This window comes from Nocardioides hwasunensis (assembly GCF_014779665.1).
GTDB lineage: Bacteria > Actinomycetota > Actinomycetes > Propionibacteriales > Nocardioidaceae > Nocardioides > Nocardioides hwasunensis.
This window is the reverse complement of sequence record NZ_JACXYY010000006.1, coordinates 213,193-234,149: the sequence shown is the minus strand read 5'-3', so window position 1 is coordinate 234,149 and position 20,957 is coordinate 213,193. Positions and strand designations below refer to the sequence as shown.

The following is a 20,957-nucleotide window of genomic DNA, read 5'->3' as shown; positions in this document are numbered from 1 at the left end:
TCGTGAGGATCGTCGTCGCACGCTGCCAGGTGGACTACGCCGGACGGCTCTCGGCCCATCTGCCGCTCGCCACCCGTGTCCTGATGCTCAAGTCGGACGGCTCGGTGCTGATCCACTCCGACGGCGGCTCCTACAAGCCGCTCAACTGGATGTCGCCACCGTGCACGGTGCGCGAGGGTGTCGCGGAGGACGGTCGCGCGGAGTGGCTGGTCTCGGCGACCAAGTCCGACGACACCCTGCGCATCCTCATCGACGAGGTCCTGCACGACACCTCGCACGACCTCGGCGTCGACCCCGGCCTGCAGAAGGACGGGGTGGAGAAGCACCTCCAGGAGCTGCTCGCCGAGCACCCCGCGACCCTCGCGGAAGGCCTCACCCTCGTCCGCCGCGAGTTCATGACCGCCATCGGCCCGGTCGACCTGATGTGCCGCGACGCCGGCGGCCTGTCGGTCGCGGTGGAGATCAAGCGGCGGGGCGAGATCGACGGCGTCGAGCAGCTCACCCGCTACCTCGACCTGCTCAACCGGGACCCCGCGCTGACCCGCAAGGGAGCGGTCCGCGGGATCTTCGCCGCGCAGGAGATCAAGCCGCAGGCCCGGGTGCTGGCCACCGACCGCGGCATCGCGTGCGCCCTCGTCGACTACGACGCGCTGCGCGGCATGGACGACGCCGAGCACCGCCTCTTCTGACGGCACTCGCTCCGCCCGGGGGTTCGTCAGGGCTCTGCAGTAATCGGTCCCGCGCACGTGCTCGATCCCCGCTACGGTCGACGTGGTGGCCATCTCGGGTCCACCACCTGACGGAAGCGAGATCGCTCATGCGACGCCACGACCGACCCACGACCCGCCTCTCTCGCCCGCACCGACGCACCGGGGTGCTCTCGGCGCTGGCCCTCGCCGCAGCCCTGTCCGCACCCCTCGCTTCAGCGTCGAGCTCGAGCGCCGCTCCGGACGGGGCGGCGTCCGCCCCGGCGCCGGTCGCCAGCACGCAGCTGGCCGGGTTCCCGGTGAGCGAGGCCCAGTTCAACGAGATGTTCCCCTCGCGCATCGCCTTCTACACCTACTCCGGTCTGCTCGACGCGGCCGGGAAGTTCCCCGCCTTCACCGGCACCGGCGACGACACCCAGCGCCTCCGCGAGGCGGCCGCGTTCCTCGCCAACATCGACCACGAGTCGGGTCAGCTGCGCTACGTCGAGGAGATCGACCAGTCCAACTGGCCGCTCTACTGCGACACCACCCAGCCCTACGGCTGCCCCGCCGGCCAATCGGCGTACCACGGTCGCGGGCCGATCCAGCTGAGCTGGAACTTCAACTACAAGGCCGCCGGCGACGCGCTCGGCATCGACCTGCTCAACAACCCCGACCTGGTCAAGAACGACGCGTCCGTCGCCTGGCAGACCGGCGTCTGGTACTGGATGACGCAGTCCGGACCCAACAACATGCCTGCCCACGACGCCATCAGCGCCCAGGGGTTCGGCGGCACGATCCGCAGCATCAACGGGTCCCTCGAGTGCGACGGCGGCAACCCCGGCCAGGTCCAGAGCCGCGTCGACACCTACCTCCGGTTCGCCCAGATCCTCGGCGTCGACCCGGGCGGCAACCTCTACTGCTGAGGTCCCGGACTGGTCGGGGCGGGCGCTAGTCTCGCCCGGTGAGCAACGCCGTGCCCGAGCGCATCTTCCACATCGCCACGGCCTCCGAGTGGAGGACCGCGCTCGGCACCGGCACCTACGCCACCTCGACCGTCGGTCGGACGCTCGAGGAGGAGGGCTTCATCCACGCCAGCAGGCGTGACCAGGTGCCGGGCGTGTTCGAGCGCTACTACCGGTCACTGGCCGAGGACCTGGTGCTGCTCACGATCGACCCGACCCGGCTCACGTCGGAGGTGCGGATGGACCCGGTGGGCGACGACACCTATCCGCACGTCTACGGGCCCATCGAGCCGCGGGCGGTGGTCGATGCCGTGCCGCTGAGCCGCACCGGGCAGCCCGAGACGGTGATGTCGCTGTGGATCAAGGGGATGGCCCGCCGCATGGGCATCGCGCTGGCCGTCATGCTGGTCATCGCGGCCGTGCTGTGGGCCGTCGCTCTCCAGCGCTGACCGGGACGTCATGGCCACGGGGCGTCCGAGCAACCGACCGCCATGACGCTACGTCGTGACGTCATGGTGCGCGGTCGGTCCTACGGACGACCACCGCCCAGGACGTGGCCGGGCCGGGCTCAAGCAGCCTTCGTGGCACCCTTCTTGCCGGACTTCTTCGAGCCGGTCGTGACCTCGACCTTCACCAGCCTGCGCTTCTTCACGGTGTAGCCCGAGGGCAGCGTGCCCTCCTTGAGCATCCGGATGGGGCAGCGCTTGCAGCGGGTGGTGGAGACGCAGCACTTCTTCTTGGGCAGCTTGGCGACCTTCGCCTTGCCCTTCTTCGCAGCACTCTTGGATCCCACGACCGGCAGCGTACACGACGGTTAGGCAAGGCTTACCTGTTCGTCACCGGTCGAGATCGGCGCCGGCCCACGAGCGCGCGACCCAACCGCCCTCATGACCCTCGAGCGCCACCACCGCGCAGTTGCCGAGCGGCTGGTCGAGCGCGTGGTCCGGCACCAGATTCGTCGCCAGCATCGGTACGGCCGAGCAGATCGCGCCGCCGTGGCTGATCACCAGCACGGCCTCCCCTCGATGCGTGTCGGCGATCTCGTCGAGCACCCGGGCCACCCGGCCGACCACCTCCGCGCCGCTCTCGCCGCCACGGATCCGGGCCTCGAGGTCGCCGGCGAGCCACGAGCCGAACGCCGCGCGAAACGGGTCGGGGTCACCCGTCTCACCCGCATGGTCACCGACGCTGATCTCGCGCAGGCCCTCGCGCACGACGACGGCGACGCCCAGGACGCCGGCCGCGATCTCGGCCGTCTGCACCGCCCGGGACATCGAGCTGCACCACACCGCGGCGATCCGCTCTCCGGCGACCGACGTCCCCAGCTCGCGCGACTGCTCCCTGCCCACCGTGCTGAGCCAGCCGCCGTCGTCGCTGAGCAGCTCGGTCTCGTAGTCGGCTGCACCGTGCCGCGCCACGAGCACGCGCGCCGCACACTGCAGGTCAGCCACCGGCCAGGTCCGCGACGTCGTCGGCACACCCCCACGCCATCGTGACCCCGGCGCCGCCGTGGCCGTAGCAGTGGATCACCTCGCCCACCCGCTCCAGCCGGACCGACGGCCGCGCCGGTCGCAGTCCCACCTTGTGCCGCACCACCCGAGCTCCCTCGATCTCGGGCACGAGCGCGGTCGCCCGGTGCAGGATCTCGTCGGCGACGGCGGGATCGGGCGTACGGCTCCACTCCCCCTCGACGTCCGTCCCGCCGACCACGATCTCGGATCCGCGCGGCACGACGTAGATCGGGCCGCCACCGCCCGCGCCGCTGTCGAGGGTCCAGCGCTCGAGCCCGACCTGCTCGAGCACCACGACCTGGCCGCGCACGGGCGTGACCGACGGGTCGGCACCGAAGTGGCGCGCCCCGAGTCCGGTCGCGTTGACGACCAGGCTGCCGTCGTCGGGCAGCGCGGAGAGGTTCATCCGGGTGAGCGTGCCGCCCAGCTCCTCGATCCGGGCGACGAGCCAGCGCAGGTGGACCGGCATGTCGAGCACCGGGCTGACGAACGTCCAGCCGTCGGCGTACCCCGGCGGCAGCGAGGTCTCCCGGTCGAGCTCAGGCACCGCGTCGCGCCACCACGGGTCTGGCTGCGGGTCGGCCAGGACCTCGGTGCCGGTGAGCATCCGGACGCCGGAGGCCTCGTCGGCGGCCAGCTGCTCCAGCGCGGCGTACGACGTCGCGGACCACGCGGTCACGCGGTCCTCGGGCAGTGCCCGGTAGGGGTACCAGAGCGCCGCCGCGACCGCGGAGGTGGTCTCGAGCGGCAGGTCGCGGGCGACCACGTCGACCCGGTGCCCCGCCTCGAGCAGGCGCACCGCGCACGTCAGGCCGACCACGCCGGCGCCGACCACGATCACGCGTCGTGCACTGGAGGACATGGGCTGCAGTGTGCCAGTCCCGCCGACTCGGCTCAGTCCAGATCGTTGGCCGAGCGGATCACGTCGACGATGCCGTCCATGATCTGGGTGAGGCCGTAGTCCTTGGGCGTGTAGACCGCGGCGACGCCGAGCTCGCGCAGCCGCTTGCCGTCGGAGTCGGGGATGATCCCGCCGACGATGACCGGCACGTCCTCGATGCCTGCCTCGCGCAGCCCGTCGAGCACGTCGGGCACCAGCTCCATGTGCGAGCCGGACAGGATCGAGAGGCCGATGCAGTGCACGTCCTCGGCGACGGCCGCGGCGACGATCTGGTCAGGGGTGAGCCGGATGCCCTGGTAGATCACCTCGAAGCCGGCGTCGCGGGCCCGGACCGCGACCTGCTCGGCACCGTTGGAGTGCCCGTCGAGGCCCGGCTTGCCGACCAGCAGCCGCAGCCGCCCGCCGAGCTCCTCACCGGTGGCCCGGACGCGCTCGCGGACGGCCGCGAGCTCGGCGCCGGCCTCGGCGACCACGGCCCCGGCGACCCCCGTCGGGCCGCGGTACTCCCCGAAGACGCCGCGCAGGGTGGCTGCCCACTCCCCCGTCGTCGCGCCGGCGCGAGCCGCGACGAGGGTCGGGGCCATCAGGTTGGCGTCGGTCTTCGCGGCCGCGGCCAGCGCCTCGAGCGCCGCGCCGACCTCGGTCTCGTCACGCTGCGCCTTCCAGGCCTCGACGCTGGTGCGCGCGGTCCGCTCCGCCTCGGGGTCGGCGGCCATGATCGCGCCGTCCAGGTCGGCGGTGAGCGGAGAGGGCTCGGTCGTCTCGTAGGCGTTGACGCCGACGATGACCTCCTCGCCCGACTCGATGCGGGCCCGGCGAGCGGCGTGGGAGGAGACCAGCTCGGACTTCATGTAGTCGACGGCCGCGATCGCACCGCCCATCGCCTGCACCCGGTCGATCTCGGCCCGCGCACCCTCGACCAGCTCGGCGACCTTGGCCTCGATCACGTGCGAGCCGTCGAAGATGTCGTCGTACTCCAGCAGGTCGGACTCGAAGGCGAGGACCTGCTGCAGGCGCAGCGACCACTGCTGGTCCCACGGTCGCGGGAGGCCGAGGGCCTCGTTCCACGCCGGCAGCTGGAGCGCGCGGGCCCGGGCGTTCTTCGACAACGTCACGCCGAGCATCTCCAGCACGATGCGCTGGACGTTGTTCTCCGGCTGGGCCTCGGTGAGCCCGAGCGAGTTCACCTGCACGCCGTAGCGGAAGCGGCGCATCTTCTCGTCCTGGACGCCGTAGCGCTCGGCGGTGATCTCGTCCCAGAGCCGGACGAAGGCCCGCATCTTGCAGGTCTCCTCCACGAAGCGGACGCCGGCGTTGACGAAGAACGAGATCCGGCCGACGACCTTCTCGAAGTCGTCGTCGGAGACCTGGCCGGCGTCCTTGACCTGGTCGAGCACGGCGATCGCGGTGCTCAGCGCGTAGGCGAGCTCCTGCGTCGGCGTCGCCCCGGCCTCCTGCAGGTGATAGCTGCAGATGTTGATCGGGTTCCACTTCGGGATCTGGTGCACCGTGTAGGCGATCATGTCGGCGATCAGCCGCATCGACGCCTCGGGCGGGAAGGCGTACGTCCCGCGCGAGAGGTACTCCTTGATGATGTCGTTCTGGGTGGTCCCGGCCAGCTGGGCGGCGACCTCCTCGGGGGCGACGTCGCCCCCCGGAACGGCTCCAGCCTGCTCCTCGGCGACGACCTGGTACATCGCCAGCATCCACATCGCGACCGCGTTGATCGTCATCGAGGTGTTCATCTCGGTGAGCGGGATGCCGTCGAACAGCTTGCGCATCTCCCCCAGGTGCGGGACGGGTACGCCGACCTTGCCGACCTCGCCCCTACTGAGCGGGCTGTCGGGGTCGTAGCCGGTCTGCGTGGGCAGGTCGAAGGCCACGCTGAGGCCGGTCTGCCCCTTGGCCAGGTTGGTGCGGTAGAGCGCGTTGGACGCCTCGGCCGTGGAGTGGCCGGCGTACGTGCGCATCACCCAGGGCCGGTCCTTGGCGGGGCGGTCGTGCTGCGCCGGAGCATCCGTCATGGGGTCAATGTAGGACGCGGTTAACGATCAGTCACCGGTGCGAGGTGTGACAACAACCTCAGGGTCGACCACTGGACGCGCGCCCGTCCTCAGGCGGTGGCGGCGACCCGCTCGACCTCGATCGCGTGCGCCAGCCGCGTCAGGTGGGCCATCCGGCGCACGGCGGGACCGGGGTTGCGGACCGTGAGGTGGTGCCCCGAGAGCCAGGCGGCGCGCGTGGCGACGGCGAGCAGGCGCAGGGCGGTGGCGTCGATGGTGGTCACGTCGGTCATGTCGATGACGACGTCGTCGTCGAACGCCTCGAGGCGCTCGTAGATCGCGTTGCGGACCTCCCACGTGCTGCGCACGTCGAAGGAGCCCTGCAGGACCAGGGTGTGACCGTCCGAGATGATGTCCACCGGGTGCCCCTTCCCGACGTCCCCCGACGCCGCGAGCGTGACTGCTGTCACTCCTACTGACGTTGTTGTACCCCGAACGGTTGCATCCACGCCTCATCTTTTCCGGCGAGTCCTCGCCAGTAGGCTCCGAGCATGGTCAACCTGACGCGCATCTACACCCGTACCGGCGACGCCGGTCGGACCCGGCTCGGCGACATGAGCGAGACCTCGAAGACCGACCTGCGGCTCGAGGCCTACGCGTGCGTCGACGAGGGCAACGCCCACATCGGCGTCGCCCTGGCCCATGCGGCGGTCGACGGGAGCCTCGACGACGACGTCGTCGCGGTGCTCACCCGCGTGCAGAACGACCTCTTCGACGTCGGCGCCGACTTCTCCACCCCCGTCGTCCCGGACCCGAAGTACCCGCCGCTGCGCGTCGAGCAGGACTACGTGGACCGGCTCGAGGCGTGGTGCGACCACTACAACGAGGAGCTGCCGGCGCTGCGCTCCTTCATCCTCAACGGCGGCACCCTGGGTGGCGCCCACCTCCACGTCGCGCGCACCGTCGTGCGCCGTGCCGAGCGGGCCGGGTGGGCGGCGTGGGCCGAGCACGAGGACTCGATGAACCTGCTCGCGATCACCTACCTCAACCGGCTCTCCGACCTCCTCTTCATCCTCGCCCGTCACGCGAACCGCGCCGACGGCGACGTGCTCTGGGTGCCCGGCGGCGAGCGCTGACACCGACACCCGCCACGCCTGTGGAGGACGCCCGCCGGCTGTCGGCGTCGGGTGCCACGATGGGCGCGGCATGGACATCCGACACGCACTCACCGACGCCTACCTGAGCGGGTTCTTCGACGCCGGGACGCTGGTCCGCGCCCGGGACTACGCCGACGCGGTGGAGGAGCTCGACGTGGTCCACGAGACCGACGGCAGCCTCACGGCCACCGCCCTGGTCCGCGGCACCGCTCCGCAGCCCTACCACGTGCAGTTCCACGCGGAGGTCGACGTCGAGGACGACTGGGTGTTCAGCGCGTGCACGTGCCCCGTCGCACGGATGTGCAAGCACGGCGCCGCCGTGGCCCACCGCCTGCGCGGCGCCACCACCGACGAGCCGGCCGGGGCGTCGCCGTGGCGCCGACGGCTCGACCGCCTCGGCGACGAGCTCGAGGCGCGGGCGCGGGCCACGCTCGCCGGCCAGCGCCTGGGCCTGGAGCTCGTCCGGCGACCCGCCACCCGGTGGTCGCGCGGGGCCGCCGGCGACCTGACCATGCGGCCGGTCCGGCCCGGCGCCCGGCGGGGCTGGGCGCGCAGCGGCGCGGAGTGGAGCGACCTCACCGGCCCCGTCGCGACGTCGCGGTTCGTGCCCGCGCAGGCCGAGGCGCTGCAGGTGCTGCACCGCGGGCTGGTCTCCCGCCACACCTACCTGGTGGCGGGAGCGGCTCCGATGCTCGACGACTACGGCGACCGGCTGGTGCCGGCGCTCCGGTCAGCGGTGGCGGCCGGGGTCACCCTCGTCGCCGGTGCCGGGATCACCTCGGTCGAGCTCAGCGCCGGGCCGGCCGAGGTCGTGGTGGACCTCAGCGAGGTCGACGGACTGCCGACCCTCGCCGCCTGGATCCGCCTCGGCGAGCGTCGCAGCCGCGGTGACACCGTCGTCCCGATCGGCCGTCCGGTCACCTCCGTGGCACTCGTGGACGGCGACCACGTGCTGCTGGCGGAGCTGTCCGAGCCGTGTCCGGAGTCCGTGCTGGAGCTGGTGCTCGGGAGCCCGGTCGTCGCCGAGGCCGAGGACCGCGAGGCGTTCGTGGAGGCCGTCGCGCCGCTGACCCGCCGGGTGCGGGTGGAGTCGTCCGACGGCTCGCTGGAGCTGCCGCCCCCGGTCCGGCCGCGGCTCGAGCTCGTCGTCACGTGGCGCTCCTCGACGCTCGCCGACCTCGGGTGGAGGTGGGCCTACGGCGACCAGCGCTGCCCCCTCACCGCCACCGACGTGCTGGGTGGACTCCGCGACCTCGACCGGGAGCGCGAGGTCGCGGCACCCGTGCCGGCCGCCCTGCTGGAGAGCACGTCCGTCGCCGGAGGGGACGCGCTCGCCCTGGCCCTGCACGACCTCCCCCACCTCCGCACGCTCGACGACGTCGACGTCGAGGAGGTCGCGCCCCCCGACTTCCGGGAGTCGACCTCCGACCCCGAGGTCGCGTTCACGCTCGCCGAGGTGCAGCCCGACCACACCGACTGGCTCGACCTGGAGGTGCAGGTCAGCGTCGACGGCGAGCAGGTGCCGCTGCCCGCCGTGCTGGCGGCGGTCACGCGCGGCGAGGAGTTCCTGGTCCTGCCCAGCGGGCTCTACGTCTCGCTGGACCGCGCGGAGTTCACCCGGCTCCACGAGCTCGTGGCGCTGGCCGCCCAGCTGCGCGAGCGCGACGGCGACCGCCTCAGCGTCGGCACGTCGGACCTCGGCGTGTGGGCCGAGCTGGGCGAGCTCGGGGTGGTCGACGGACAGGCCGCCACCTGGGTCGAGCGCGCGACCGCCCTGCGCGACCTGACCGACCTGCCCCGGCCCGACCCCGTCGGCCTGGTCACCTCCCTGCGCCCCTACCAGCTCGACGGGTTCTGGTGGCTGGCGTTCCTCCACGAGCACGGGCTGGGCGGGATCCTCGCCGATGACATGGGGCTCGGCAAGACGCTGCAGGTCCTGGCGCTCGTGCAGCACGCCCGGGCCGGCGGCGCCGCGGACCCGTTCCTGGTGGTCGCACCGACGAGCGTCGTGTCCGCGTGGCGCCAGCAGGCGATCACCCACACCCCCGGCCTGCGCGTGGGCGTCGTACGCCGCCGCACCGACGACGTGGCGGCGATCGCCGCGTCCCACGACGTCGTGGTCACCACCTACGCCATGCTCCGCCTCGAGCGCGACCAGCTCACCGCCCGCCGGTGGGGTGGCCTGGTCCTCGACGAGGCGCAGCAGGTGAAGAACCACCAGGGCAAGACCTACGCCGCGGCGCGCTCCATCGATGCCGACTTCCGCCTGGCGGTGACGGGCACCCCCTTCGAGAACCGGCTGATGGAGCTGTGGTCGCTGCTCTCCCTGACCGCGCCGGGCCTCTACCCCACCCCCCGGCGGTTCCGGGAGGTCGTGGTCACGCCGGTGGAGAAGGACGGCGACGAGCTGGCGCTGGAGCGTCTGCGCACCCGGATCCGCCCGTTCCTCCTGCGCCGCACCAAGGACCTGGTCGCCTCCGAGCTCCCACCGCGCCAGGAGCAGGTCCTCGACGTCGACCTCGCGCCTCGCCACCGCCGGATCTACGACACCCACCTGGCCAAGGAGCGACAGAAGATCCTCGGGCTCGTCGAGGACTTCGACCGCAACCGGGTCGCGATCTTCAGCGCGCTGACGCGACTGCGCCAGCTCGCCCTCGACCCGGCCCTCGTCGACGGTGACCACCTGCAGGTCGGCTCGGCGAAGACCGACCTGCTCACCGAGCACCTGGCCGAGATCACCGCGGAGGGCCACCGTGCGCTGGTGTTCAGCACCTTCACGAGCTTCCTGCGCCGGGTGCGTGACCGCCTGACCGAGGAGGGCATCGCGACCGTCTACCTCGACGGCACGACCCGTGACCGCGACGCGGTGATCGAGGCGTTCCGCGCCGGGGAGGCGCCGGTCTTCCTGATCAGCCTCAAGGCCGGCGGCACCGGGCTCACCCTCACCGAGGCCGACTACGTCTTCCTGCTCGACCCCTGGTGGAACCCGGCCGCGGAGGCGCAGGCCGTCGACCGCGCCCACCGCATCGGGCAGACCAAACACGTGCACGTCTACCGGCTGGTGGCCACCGACACCATCGAGGAGAAGGTGATGGCGCTCAAGGCCCGCAAGGCCGAGCTGTTCGCCAAGGTGGTTGACGGCGGCGGCGCGAGTGCGACCGGCATCACGGCTGCCGACATCCGAAGCCTGTTCGACGACTGACCTTGACATGTGACTATTTGGTCACCTATTTTCGCACCATGGACGAGGTGTTCAAGGCACTGGCGGACCCGACCCGTCGGGCACTGCTGGACGCGCTCTTCGAGGAGGACGGCCAGACCCTCACAGCTCTCGAGGGGCGGCTCTCGATGACCCGGTTCGGCGTCATGAAGCACCTGAAGGTGCTCGAGGAGGCCGGCGTGGTCACGACCCGCAAGCAGGGCCGCGAGAAGCTGCACTTCCTCAACCCCGTCCCGATCCGCCTCGTCCACGACCGGTGGGTGAGCAAGTACGCCGAGCCCTGGGCGGCCACGCTCAGCGGGCTCAAGAGCTATCTGGAGGATGAGGACATGAGTGACGTGAAGACCGTCTCCTGGCACGAGGGCACCGCCCCCGTCGCCGCCGGCACCGCCGTGTTCGAGGTCTACATCAAGACCACGCCCGAGCGGCTGTGGGAGGCCATCACCGACCCGCAGCAGCGGGCGATCTACAGCTTCGGCGTGCAGACCTCGAGCGACTGGACCCCCGGTTCCGACTACACCGCCGGGGTCCCCGGAGTCGTCGACATCTCGTCGGGCACCAACATCGAGGTCGATCCGCCGCGCCTGCTCGTGCAGAGCTTCGACGCGCTCTGGAGCGACGAGGTGAAGGCCCAGGGCACCACGCGGGTCACCTGGCAGATCGTGCCCGTCGGCACGTCGTGCCGACTGACCGTCATCCACGACGGCCTGCCCGACCAGGCCAACCCCGAGCTCTACGGCGGCTGGCCGATGATCCTGTCCGGCCTGAAGACCCTGCTCGAGACGGGCGACAGCCTCGACACCCCCGGCTCCCTGATGTACTCCCGGACCTGACGCGCGGGCCTCACACCCGGTCGGGACGTGCGCACCACGCGAGCCATCCGGTCGCCAGCCCGATCATCGCCATCCCCGCGACGCCGGTCGGGGCAAAGATGTGCCCGACGTGCACAAGGAGGGCGCCGGGCACCAGCAGGAGCCCGGGAGCCGCGGCGATGCCCAGACGTCGGATCGCATCGGCCGCGACGACGACGGCGCACGCGATCAGCGCCAGCGAGCCCACCTCGCCGAGCCGTCCGCCGATGACGAAGAGGAAGCGCACCTCGTCGGGCCTCGCAGCACCCTCCCCCAGCCGCCAGGTGACGTAGCCGGCCCCGATCCCGCTGATCACGTCGAGTGCGGAGTACGCCGTCGCGTAGACGTACGCCGTCAGGACCACGCACCACGCCACGGGATCCCGCCGTCCGCGCACGAGCGCCGCGAGGGCCACCCCGACCAGCGGGAAGACGAACAGCCCGGCGACGTGCAGCATCGTCCAGCGCGGCGCCGAGGCGTGGGTCAGCGAGTGCGGGTGGAACAACCCGGCGACCGCGAGCACGAGGGCGGGCAGTGCGCAGAGGACGGCTCGTCGCGAGGTGGTCACCCTGTGACGCTAACCCGCGGCGTGTCCTGCGACCGTCTTCCGCGCACCCTGCTCCCGGGCGGACGGCACCACCAGCGCCGCCGGCATCAGCAGCACGGCGACCACCAGCAGCGCCTTGAGGGTGCCGACCTCGTCACCGACGAAGCCGAGGAACGGCGGGCCGGCCAGGAACGCGGCGTAGCCGATCGTCGAGACCACGCTCACCCGCGACGCGGCGCGCACCGGGTCGTCCGCAGCGGCGCTCATGCCGACCGGGAAGCCGAGCGAGGCGCCCACACCCCACAGCACGATGCCGGTCACGACGAGCACGGGCTGCTCGGCGAAGACGATCAGGAGCACGCCGGCGCCGGCCAGCGCCATCGTCGCCCACAGCACCGTGACCCGCCCGAACCGGTCGATGAGGCCCGTGCCGGCGAACCTGCCCGCGGTCATGGCCAGCACGAAGACCGCGAACCCGGCGACCCCCTGCGCGTGCGAGACGTCGTGCCCGTCGACCAGGGCGACGGCGAGCCAGTCGTTGGCGGTGCCCTCGGTCATCGCGAGCGCCAGCACCATCACGCCGATCATCAGGGTGCGAGGCTCGAGCCAGGCCCGGGCGGCGGAGACCTTCTGCTCCTCGTGCGCCTCGGCCACCGGCAAGAACGAGGGCGAGGTCGTCCAGACCAGGACGACGGCGAGAGCGACGATGCCGATGAGGTGCGCCGACGCCGGAACACCGAGCTCGATCAGGAGCACGCCGAGCAACGCACCGACGACGGTGCCGCCGCTGAAGCCGGCGTGGAAGCGCGGCATGATCGTGCGCGCGAGGCCGCGCTCGACCTCGGCACCCTCGACGTTCATCGCGACGTCCCACACCCCGATGCCGAGGCCGTAGACCAGCAGGCCCGCCACCGTCAGCGGCAGGACGTGGCCGAGTCCGAGCGCAGCGGTCAGCATGCCGAGCGTGGCCGCGGCGGCACCGACGCGCACGATGCGCACGGTGCCCCAGGCGTTGATCAGCGCGCCCGTCGTCGGCAGGGCGACGACCGAACCGACCGCGATGCTCAGCAGGACCAGGCCGAGCTGGCCGTTGCTCAGCTCGAAGCTCGACCGCACCTCCGGGATCCTCGACACCCAGCTGGCGAAGACCAGGCCGTTGAGGAAGAACGACAGCCCCACGGCGTTGCGGGCGGCGGTCATGGTGGCCACGGCACTCCTTGCGGACGGTCTCGCCCCGGCAGGCGAAACGTTTCGATCGAATCGATTCGATGGTAGCCTCTCCCCTGTGTCCGGTCCAATCCGTCAGCCCAGTCGCACCCCGACGCTGGCCGACGTCGCGGCAGCCGCAGGGGTCTCGCTCTCGACGGCGTCCCTCGCCTTCTCCGGCAACAAGCCGGTCTCGGAGGCGACCCGCGGGAGGGTGCTGTCGGCGGCCGGGTCCCTCGGCTACACCGGACCCAACCCGCTCGCGCGCAACCTGCGCCAGGGCCGCAGCGGTGTGGTCGGCATCGCGGTCGGCCCGCTGAGCACGGCGTTCCGCGACCCGGCGGCGCTGCCGATGATGGACGCGGTCTCGCAGGTCCTCGAGGACGAGGGCCTGGGCCTGCTCCTGATGGGCGACAGCGCCGAGCACGCCCGGCTCCCCCTCGACGCGGTGATCTACCAGATCTGCGGCCAGGAGACCTGGGCGGCGTACGACGACCTGGTGGCACGCGGCGTGCCGCTCGTCGTCGTCGAGGGCCCCGCCTGGCCCGGCGCGACGTTCATCGACATCGACCACCGCCGTGGCGCCGCCGAGGTGGCCACCCACCTCCACGACCTCGGTCACCGACGGGTCGCCACCTTGACGCTGCAGGAGTCTCACCCGCAGCGCGAGCGCGAGGCGGGCCTGCGCGAGGTGTTCCCCGACGCGGTGAGGATCGGCCGGTGCGTGAGCGACCTGACCGCTGCCCAGGAGCTCACGTCGGCCTTCCTCTCCGAGCCGACCGACGTCACCGCCGTCGTGTGCCAGAGCGACGTGCAGGCGGCGGCCGTGGTGATCGAGGCGCGACGGCGCGGGCTCACCGTGCCCGACGACCTGAGCGTCGCCGGGTTCGACGGTGTGCCCACGCCCTGGCTCGACCTGGAGCTCACGACCGTCGTCCAGCCCTTCGCCGAGAAGGGCCGCGCCACCGCGACGGCTGCCCTGCACCGCATCGAGGGCGAGGCCGTGGACGACGTGGTGCTCCCGGTGACGCTCCACGTGGGCGCCTCGACCGGCCGGGTCTCCACCTGACAAGCACTCACACGTGTCCGAGCAATCGCCCCCCGCTCATCATCGCGCGGGCGAGACCGCAGACACGTGTCCGAGCGATCGCCCCCCGCCCAGCGTCGCGGGGGCGACATCCCAGACACGTGGGCCTGCTAGCGCCGGTTCCAGTCGGTGCCGGGCGGTCCTGACTCGAGCCACGACTGGAAGCCCGTGAGCGAGGCCTCGCTCATCGCGATCTCCAGCGGCTCACCGGCGTAGTGGCACGAGGCCACGAGGTGTCCGTCGTAGAGCGACATCTCCTCCGCTCCGGCCGGCGCGCGCCGACCGGAGTACTCCAGCAGGTCGCGGGCCCAGACCCGCTTGGGGCGCGGCGAGAGGGAGAAGATCCGGAACCACTCCAGCGACTGCCCGGAGTAGCGGCCGATGCCGAGGAGCCAGCCACGACCGGGGTGCTCGGAGCGTGCTCGGTAGCTCAGCTCGAAGGTGCCGCCGTGGCGGGCGAGCAGACGACGTCGCACGATGAGGGCTATGCCGTAGAGCAGGGCGAGAAGGAGGACCAGCCCGACCCCGTCGAGCGCCCACGCCCAGACCGGCATCCACACCCTCCCTGCGACGCGGAGCGCCGGCGACGAAACATGACCCTGAAATCAGGTGTGCGCACGAACCCCGGGAGGTTCGTGCGCACACCCTAGCGGTCGCGTGGGAAGCCCGGTCAGGAGGCCCGTTCGGCAGCCCGGACGCGCGCCTCGGCGCGGCGTACCTTCTCCCGCGCCTCGTCGTCGTTCTCCCCCGCCTCCTTGCAGCGCTCGAGCTCCCGGCGGGCGTGCTCGAGATCGATCTCGTGCGACATCTCGGCCCGCTCGGCGAGGATCGAGACGCGGTTGTCGGCGACGGACAGGAAGCCGGCGTCGACCGCCGCGATCCAGGTCTCGCCGTCCGCCGTCTGCACGTCCACGACGCCCTCGATGATCGAGGACAGCAGCGGAGCGTGGTTCGGCAGGATGCCGACGTCGCCCTCGGTCGTGCGGGCGATGACCATGGTGGCCTGGCCCGACCAGACGAGCCGGTCGGCAGCGACCAGCTCGACCTGGAGGACCTTGTCGGTCGACTGAGCCATCAGAGGCTCTTCTGGATCTCGGCCCACTTCTGCTCGACGTCGTCCAGACCGCCGCACATGAAGAAGGCCTGCTCGGCCACGTGGTCGTACTCGCCGTCAGCGATCTTGTTGAACGCCTCGATGGTGTCAGCCACCGGGACGGTCGAACCCTCGATGCCGGTGAACTGCTTGGCGACGTAGGTGTTCTGGGACAGGAAGCGCTGGATGCGGCGGGCCCGGGAGACGATGATCTTGTCCTCCTCGGAGAGCTCGTCGACACCGAGGATCGCGATGATGTCCTGGAGCTCCTTGTTGCGTTGCAGGATCTGCTTGATCCGCACGGCGCAGCGGTAGTGCTCGTCACCGATGTACTGCGGGTCGAGGATCCGCGACGTCGACGTCAGCGGGTCCACGGCCGGGTAGATGCCGAGCGAGGCGATCTCGCGCGACAGCTCCGTCGTCGCGTCGAGGTGCGCGAACGTCGTGGCCGGGGCCGGGTCGGTGTAGTCGTCGGCAGGCACGTAGATGGCCTGCAGCGAGGTGATGGAGTGACCACGCGTCGAGGTGATGCGCTCCTGCAGCTGGCCCATCTCGTCGGCCAGGTTGGGCTGGTAGCCCACGGCGGACGGCATGCGGCCGAGCAGCGTGGAGACCTCGGAGCCGGCCTGGGTGAAGCGGAAGATGTTGTCGATGAAGAGCAGCACGTCCTGCTTCTGCACGTCGCGGAAGTACTCCGCCATCGTCAGGGCCGACAAGGCGACGCGCAGGCGCGTGCCCGGCGGCTCGTCCATCTGGCCGAAGACGAGGGCGGTCTGGCCGAGGACGCCGGCCTCCTCCATCTCGACGATCAGGTCGTTGCCCTCACGGGTGCGCTCGCCGACACCGGCGAACACCGACACACCACCGTGGTCCTTGGCGACTCGCGCGATCATCTCCTGGATGAGCACGGTCTTGCCGACGCCGGCACCACCGAACAGGCCGATCTTGCCGCCCTGGACGTAGGGGGTGAGCAGGTCGATGACCTTGATGCCGGTCTCGAACATCTGGGTCTTGGACTCCAGCTGGTCGAACGCCGGCGCCTTGCGGTGGATGCCCCAGCGCTCGGCGGGCTCGAAGGTCTCGCCCTCGGCGAGGTTGAGCACGTCGCCGGTCGTGTTGAACACCTTGCCGAGCGTCGCGTCGCCCACCGGCACGGTGATGGACTCACCCGTGTCGGTGACCTGGCCGCCGCGGACCAGGCCGTCGGTCGGCTTCATCGAGATGGCACGGACCATGCCGTCACCGATGTGCTGGGCCACCTCGAGGATGATCGACTTGGTCTCGCCGCTCAGAGCGAAGTCGCAGGTGAGGGCGTTGTAGATGGGGGGCATCGAGTCGGTCGGGAACTCGATGTCCACGACGGGGCCGATGACCCGGGCGATGCGGCCGACCGCGCCGCCACCCGTGGTGGTCGTCTCTTCAACAGTGGCAGTCATGTTCACTCACTCCCGGCTTGTGCGTCGGCAAGGGCGTTGACGCCACCGACGATCTCGCTGATTTCCTGGGTAATGCCAGCCTGGCGTGCCTGGTTGGCGATGCGCTTGTACTTCTTGATGAGCTCGTCGGCGTTGTCGGTCGCGGACTTCATCGCCTTCTGACGCGCGGCCAGCTCGGAGGCGGCCGCCTGCAGCAGGGCGAAGAAGATCCGGCTCTGGACGTAGCGCGGGAGCAGGGAGTCGAGCACCTCCGAGGGGGACGGCTCGAACTCGTAGAGCGGCAGCAGGTCGTTCTGCTCGGGAGGCTCGGTGCCCTCGACGACCTCCAGCGGGAGGAGTCGTACGGCGGTGGGCTCCTGGCTGAGCATCGAGCGGAACCGCGTGTAGACCACGTGGACCTCGTCGACCGCCCGTGCCTCCTCACCGGTCTCGGCGAGGAAGGCCTCGATCAGCGTGGCACCGATCTCGGCCGCCACGTCGTAGGTCGGCTGGTCGGAGAAGCCGGTCCACGACTGCGCCACCGCACGCTGGCGGAACTTGAAGTAGGCCTCGCCCTTGCGACCGCTGGTGTAGAGGTCGACGTCCTTGCCCTCACCCTTGAGCTTCTCGACGAGGCGCTCGGCCTCCTTGAGCACGCTCGAGGAGTAGGCGCCCGCGAGACCGCGGTCGGAGGTGACGATGAGGATCGCGGCCCGCTTCGGGTTCTCCGGCTCGAGCGTCAGCGCGTGGTCGACGTTGGAGAACGTCGCCACCGCCGACACCGCGCGGGTGAGCTCACGGGCGTACGGCGCTGCCGCCTGGGCCCGCTGCTGCGCCTTGATGATGCGGGACGCAGCGATGAGCTCCATGGCACGCGTGATCTTCTTCATCGACTCCGTCGACCTGATCCGCGCGCGGTACTCGCGTACCGAGAGAGCCATGGGTCAGCCCCGCTTCTGCTTGACGATCTGCTCCTGCTCGACGTCCTCGTCCTCGAGGGCGACGTGCTCTTCCTTGCCGGCCTTGATGCTCTGGCCGTCGGAGGTCTCGAACTGGTCGAGGAAGGAGTCGTAGGCCGACGCGAGCTGGTCCTCGGTGGAGTCCTCGAACTTCAGGCTCTCGCGGATGCCGGCGAGGATGCCCTCGTGGCTGCGACGCAGGTAGTCGAGGAACTCGTTCTCGAAGCGCAGCACGTCGTCGGTCGGGACCTTGTCGAGGCGACCCGAGGTGCCGGTCCACAGGGAGACGGTCATCTCCTCGACCGGGTACGGCGAGTACTGCGGCTGCTTGAGGAGGGCCATCAGGCGCTGGCCGCGGTCGAGCTGCTGGCGCGAGGCGGCGTCGAGGTCGGAGGCGAACATCGCGAACGCCTCCATGGCGCGGAACTGCGCCAGGTCAACCTTCAGCGAGCCCGTGACCTGCTTCATCGCCTTCGTCATCGCCGAGCCACCCACGCGCGAGACCGAGACACCCACGTCGATGGCGGGGCGCTGGTTGGCCGCGAACAGGTCGGACTGGAGGAAGATCTGGCCGTCGGTGATCGAGATGACGTTGGTCGGGATGAACGCCGAGACGTCGTTGGCCTTGGTCTCGATGATCGGCAGGCCGGTCATCGAGCCCTTGCCCATGTCGTCGGAGAGCTTGGCGCAGCGCTCGAGCAGCCGGCTGTGCAGGTAGAAGACGTCACCCGGGTAGGCCTCGCGACCCGGCGGGCGGCGCAGCAGCAGGGACACGGCGCGGTAGGCCTCGGCCTGCTTGGTCAGGTCGTCGAAGACGATCAGGACGTGCTTGCCGTCGTACATCCAGTGCTGGCCGATGGCCGAGCCGGTGTAGGGGGCGAGGTACTTGAAGCCGGCCGAGTCGGACGCCGGGGAGGCCACGATGGTGGTGTACTCCAGGGCACCGGCCTCCTCGAGAGCACCACGCACGGAGGCGATGGTCGAGCCCTTCTGGCCGATGGCGACGTAGATGCAGCGCACCTGCTTGTCCGGGTCGCCGGACTCCCAGTTGGCCTTCTGGTTGATGATCGTGTCGATCGCGATCGTCGTCTTGCCGGTCGCGCGGTCGCCGATGATGAGCTGGCGCTGACCACGGCCGATCGGCGTCAGGGCGTCGATGGCCTTGATGCCGGTGGCGAGGGGCTCGTGCACCGACTTGCGCACCATCACGCCGGGCGCCTGGAGCTCGAGGGCACGACGCTCGTCGGAGGCGATGTCGCCCAGGCCGTCGATCGGGGTGCCGAGCGGGTCGACGACGCGGCCGAGGTAGCCCTCGCCCACGGGGACCGAGAGGATCTCGCCCGTGCGACGCACGACCTGACCCTCCTCGATCTTGTCGAAGTCACCCAGCACGACGACGCCGACCTCGCGGGTGTCGAGGTTGAGGGCGAGGCCGAGCGTGCCGTCCTCGAACTCGAGCAGCTCGTTGGCCATGACCGACGGCAGGCCGCTGACGCGGGCGATGCCGTCCGCGGCCTCGGCCACGGTGCCGACCTCTTCCTTGCTGGCCGACTCGGGCTTGTAGTCCGACACGAAGCGCTGAAGAGCGTCGCGGATCTCGTCCGGACGGATGGACAGCTCCGTCATTTCATCTCACCTGTTCTCTGCTGTGGCCCATTTGCCTGGGGCTCGAAAAGTTCATGGATGGTGGTCACGACTCAGCCGGCGAGCCTGCGACCGGCCTCGTCGAGGCGGGACGAGACGGTGCCGTCGATGACGTCGTCACCGATCTCGACGCGGATGCCACCGATGACGTCGGGGTCGACGATGACGTTCAGGTGCACCTGTCGACCATAGGTGCGCTCGAGGGCGGCGGCCAACCGGTCCCGCTCGGGCTGCGCGAGCGGCTGCGCGACACGGACGGTCGCCACACCCTGCCCACGGACCTCCGCGGCCACCTTCTGGTAGCTGGCCAGGGCCACCGTCACCGTGCGGTGGCTGCCCGAGAGCGACTGCTGCACGAGCGCGACGGTCGCCGGGAGGACCCTGTCGCCGAGCAGGCCGACGATGAGCCCGGACTTGTCGTCGCGGCTGCGGGCCGGGTCGGAGAGCGCGTCGCGCAGCTCCGGGTTGGCCTGCACGAGACGTCCCACCGCGAAGATCTCGTCCTCGAGGCGGGCGACGTCGCCGCCGGTCGAGCGGACCGCCGCGACGACCCCCAGCTCCTCGAGTGCGTCGGGCAGGTCGCGCCCGGCGCTCCAGCGCTGGGAGACCGCCGCCGTCACCACGTCGAGCGCCTCGGCCGTGACCTTGCCGGCGAGCACGCCGCGGAGCAGGTCCGCCTTGGCCTCGCCGGGCAGGGACGCGTCAGTGGCGACCCGGCGCAGGCCGGGCTCGGAGCGGACCAGGTCGGAGATCCCGAACAGGTCCTGAGCCACCGCGCCCAGGTCGCCGGAGCCCGGGAGGGCCGCGGCGGCTGCGGCGTAGGCGTCTGCGGACGCTCCTCGCAACATCAGTTGACGCTCCCGGACGTGGTGCCGTTGGCCTCGAGCTCGGAGAGGAAGCGGTCGACGACGCGGCTCTGACGAGCCTCGTCGTCGAGGCTCTCGCCCACGATGCGACCGGCCAGGCCGGTCGCGAGGGCGCCCACCTCGGCCCGCAGGGAGGTGACCGCCTGCTGGCGCTCGGCCTCGATCTGCGTCTTGCCGTGCTCGACGATGCGGGTGGACTCGGCCTGGGCCTGCTCCCGCATCTCGGCGATGATCGCGGCACCCTGCTCGCGTGCTTCCTCACGGATGCGCGCGGCCTCGTGCCGGGCGTCGGCGAGCTGCTTCTCGAGCTCGGCGAGCTTGGCGTCGGCCTCGGCCTGCTTGGACTCGGCCGCGCTGAGGCCGCCCTCGATCGCCGCGGTGCGCTCGGCGTACGTCTTCTCGAACATCGGGACGACGAACTTCGTGATGAGCACAGCGAGGATCGCGAAGACGATGAAGGCGAGGATGACCTCTGACCAGACCGGCAGCACCGGGCTGTGGGTCTCGCCCTCCGCCGCCGCCAGGACGATGTGGTCCATGAGTCGAACTCCTACGGTCTAGAGCTGGGTGCGACGGGCCGTCAGAGAGGCAGGACGAACGCGAGCGCGACGGTGATGATGAAGAGCGCCTCGGCAAGGACGAAGCCAAGGATGGCGATCGACTGCAGACGGCTCTGCGCCTCGGGCTGGCGGGCGACACCGGAGATGAACGCGGCGAAGATGAGGCCGATGCCTACGCCGGGACCGATGGCGGACAGGCCGAGACCGACCAGGTTGATGGAGCCTTCCACGGCTTTTCCTTTCGTCGGCGACGCGTCTCTCGCGCCGCTGTTTGGCGAAACTTGTG

22 protein-coding genes are annotated in these 20,957 nt (G+C 71.0%); 7 read left to right on the top strand and 15 right to left on the bottom strand.

Annotated features, from left to right (window positions below):
• Positions 1–2 precede the first annotated feature (2 nt).
• The 3 genes from nucS to IEZ25_RS15645 all read left to right on the top strand — a co-directional run bounded on the left by nucS (position 3) and on the right by IEZ25_RS15645 (position 2,100).
• Entirely contained in the window at positions 3–689 is a 687-nt protein-coding gene (gene nucS / locus IEZ25_RS15655) for an endonuclease NucS (RefSeq protein ID WP_191200376.1), read from the top strand.
• A gap of 128 nt (positions 690–817) precedes the next feature.
• The gene (locus tag IEZ25_RS15650) at positions 818–1,612 is read left to right on the top strand and encodes a chitinase (protein ID WP_191200375.1); all 795 of its coding nucleotides are present in this window, start codon (positions 818–820) and stop codon (positions 1,610–1,612) included.
• Positions 1,613–1,650: 38 nt separating this feature from the next.
• Positions 1,651–2,100, top strand: a complete 450-nt coding sequence (locus IEZ25_RS15645) for a DUF952 domain-containing protein (RefSeq protein WP_318152265.1) — start codon at positions 1,651–1,653, stop codon at positions 2,098–2,100.
• Positions 2,101–2,219: 119 nt separating this feature from the next.
• On the opposite strand, the gene IEZ25_RS15640 is transcribed toward IEZ25_RS15645, so the two are convergent.
• The 5 genes from IEZ25_RS15640 to IEZ25_RS15620 form a co-directional block, all read right to left on the bottom strand.
• Positions 2,220–2,444 carry a hypothetical protein gene (locus IEZ25_RS15640; RefSeq protein ID WP_191200536.1) on the bottom strand — a complete coding sequence of 75 codons (225 nt, stop codon included), beginning with the start codon at positions 2,442–2,444 and terminating at the stop codon, positions 2,220–2,222.
• Positions 2,445–2,487: 43 nt separating this feature from the next.
• On the bottom strand, positions 2,488–3,102 hold the full coding sequence (locus IEZ25_RS15635; RefSeq protein ID WP_191200374.1) for a histidine phosphatase family protein: 615 nt from the start codon (positions 3,100–3,102) through the stop codon (positions 2,488–2,490).
• Positions 3,095–4,024, bottom strand: coding sequence for an FAD-dependent oxidoreductase (locus tag IEZ25_RS15630; protein WP_191200373.1), 930 nt, complete (start codon positions 4,022–4,024; stop codon positions 3,095–3,097). The genes IEZ25_RS15635 and IEZ25_RS15630 overlap by 8 nt, the downstream gene beginning before the upstream one ends.
• 32 nt (positions 4,025–4,056) lie before the next feature.
• Positions 4,057–6,087: a protein meaA gene (locus tag IEZ25_RS15625; protein WP_191200372.1), complete on the bottom strand. Its 2,031-nt coding sequence runs from the start codon at positions 6,085–6,087 to the stop codon at positions 4,057–4,059.
• Positions 6,088–6,176: 89 nt separating this feature from the next.
• Entirely contained in the window at positions 6,177–6,485 is a 309-nt protein-coding gene (locus tag IEZ25_RS15620; protein ID WP_191200371.1) for an STAS domain-containing protein, read from the bottom strand.
• A 132-nt stretch (positions 6,486–6,617) separates the two neighbouring features.
• On the opposite strand from IEZ25_RS15620, the gene IEZ25_RS15615 reads away from it, so the two are divergent.
• From IEZ25_RS15615 to IEZ25_RS15605, 3 genes are all read left to right on the top strand, one after another.
• Positions 6,618–7,202, top strand: a complete 585-nt coding sequence (locus tag IEZ25_RS15615) for a cob(I)yrinic acid a,c-diamide adenosyltransferase (protein WP_191200370.1) — start codon at positions 6,618–6,620, stop codon at positions 7,200–7,202.
• A gap of 70 nt (positions 7,203–7,272) precedes the next feature.
• Positions 7,273–10,425, top strand: a complete 3,153-nt coding sequence (locus IEZ25_RS15610) for a DEAD/DEAH box helicase (RefSeq protein WP_191200369.1) — start codon at positions 7,273–7,275, stop codon at positions 10,423–10,425.
• A 38-nt stretch (positions 10,426–10,463) separates the two neighbouring features.
• On the top strand, positions 10,464–11,276 hold the full coding sequence (locus IEZ25_RS15605; RefSeq protein WP_191200368.1) for an ArsR/SmtB family transcription factor: 813 nt from the start codon (positions 10,464–10,466) through the stop codon (positions 11,274–11,276).
• Between the two features lie 10 nt (positions 11,277–11,286).
• On the opposite strand, the gene IEZ25_RS15600 is transcribed toward IEZ25_RS15605, so the two are convergent.
• The gene (locus tag IEZ25_RS15600; protein WP_191200367.1) at positions 11,287–11,862 is read right to left on the bottom strand and encodes a hypothetical protein; all 576 of its coding nucleotides are present in this window, start codon (positions 11,860–11,862) and stop codon (positions 11,287–11,289) included.
• Positions 11,863–11,871: 9 nt separating this feature from the next.
• Entirely contained in the window at positions 11,872–13,041 is a 1,170-nt protein-coding gene (locus IEZ25_RS15595; protein WP_191200526.1) for an MFS transporter, read from the bottom strand.
• 85 nt (positions 13,042–13,126) lie between these two features.
• On the opposite strand from IEZ25_RS15595, the gene IEZ25_RS15590 reads away from it, so the two are divergent.
• Positions 13,127–14,116, top strand: a complete 990-nt coding sequence (locus IEZ25_RS15590; protein WP_191200366.1) for a LacI family DNA-binding transcriptional regulator — start codon at positions 13,127–13,129, stop codon at positions 14,114–14,116.
• Positions 14,117–14,244: 128 nt separating this feature from the next.
• Here IEZ25_RS15590 and IEZ25_RS15585 read toward each other — a convergent pair whose 3' ends face one another.
• The 8 genes from IEZ25_RS15585 to atpE form a co-directional block, all read right to left on the bottom strand.
• A complete protein-coding gene (locus IEZ25_RS15585) occupies positions 14,245–14,688 on the bottom strand; it encodes a DUF2550 domain-containing protein (RefSeq protein WP_191200365.1) in 444 nt (147 codons plus the stop codon).
• Between the two features lie 116 nt (positions 14,689–14,804).
• A complete protein-coding gene (locus IEZ25_RS15580; protein ID WP_191200364.1) occupies positions 14,805–15,209 on the bottom strand; it encodes a F0F1 ATP synthase subunit epsilon in 405 nt (134 codons plus the stop codon).
• Positions 15,209–16,663 (bottom strand): F0F1 ATP synthase subunit beta, encoded by a 1,455-nt coding sequence (gene atpD / locus IEZ25_RS15575; RefSeq protein WP_191200363.1) that lies wholly within the window; start codon positions 16,661–16,663, stop codon positions 15,209–15,211. The genes IEZ25_RS15580 and atpD overlap by 1 nt, the downstream gene beginning before the upstream one ends.
• Positions 16,664–16,665: 2 nt before the next feature.
• Positions 16,666–17,583 (bottom strand): F0F1 ATP synthase subunit gamma, encoded by a 918-nt coding sequence (locus IEZ25_RS15570; protein WP_191200362.1) that lies wholly within the window; start codon positions 17,581–17,583, stop codon positions 16,666–16,668.
• Positions 17,584–17,586: 3 nt separating this feature from the next.
• On the bottom strand, positions 17,587–19,227 hold the full coding sequence (gene atpA, locus IEZ25_RS15565) for a F0F1 ATP synthase subunit alpha (protein WP_191200361.1): 1,641 nt from the start codon (positions 19,225–19,227) through the stop codon (positions 17,587–17,589).
• A gap of 71 nt (positions 19,228–19,298) precedes the next feature.
• Positions 19,299–20,093 (bottom strand): F0F1 ATP synthase subunit delta, encoded by a 795-nt coding sequence (locus IEZ25_RS15560; RefSeq protein ID WP_191200360.1) that lies wholly within the window; start codon positions 20,091–20,093, stop codon positions 19,299–19,301.
• The gene (locus IEZ25_RS15555; RefSeq protein WP_191200359.1) at positions 20,093–20,650 is read right to left on the bottom strand and encodes a F0F1 ATP synthase subunit B; all 558 of its coding nucleotides are present in this window, start codon (positions 20,648–20,650) and stop codon (positions 20,093–20,095) included. Before IEZ25_RS15555 ends, IEZ25_RS15560 begins: the two co-directional genes overlap by 1 nt.
• 41 nt (positions 20,651–20,691) lie before the next feature.
• Positions 20,692–20,901 carry an ATP synthase F0 subunit C gene (atpE, locus tag IEZ25_RS15550; RefSeq protein ID WP_030482691.1) on the bottom strand — a complete coding sequence of 70 codons (210 nt, stop codon included), beginning with the start codon at positions 20,899–20,901 and terminating at the stop codon, positions 20,692–20,694.
• Between the last annotated feature and the right edge of the window lie 56 nt (positions 20,902–20,957).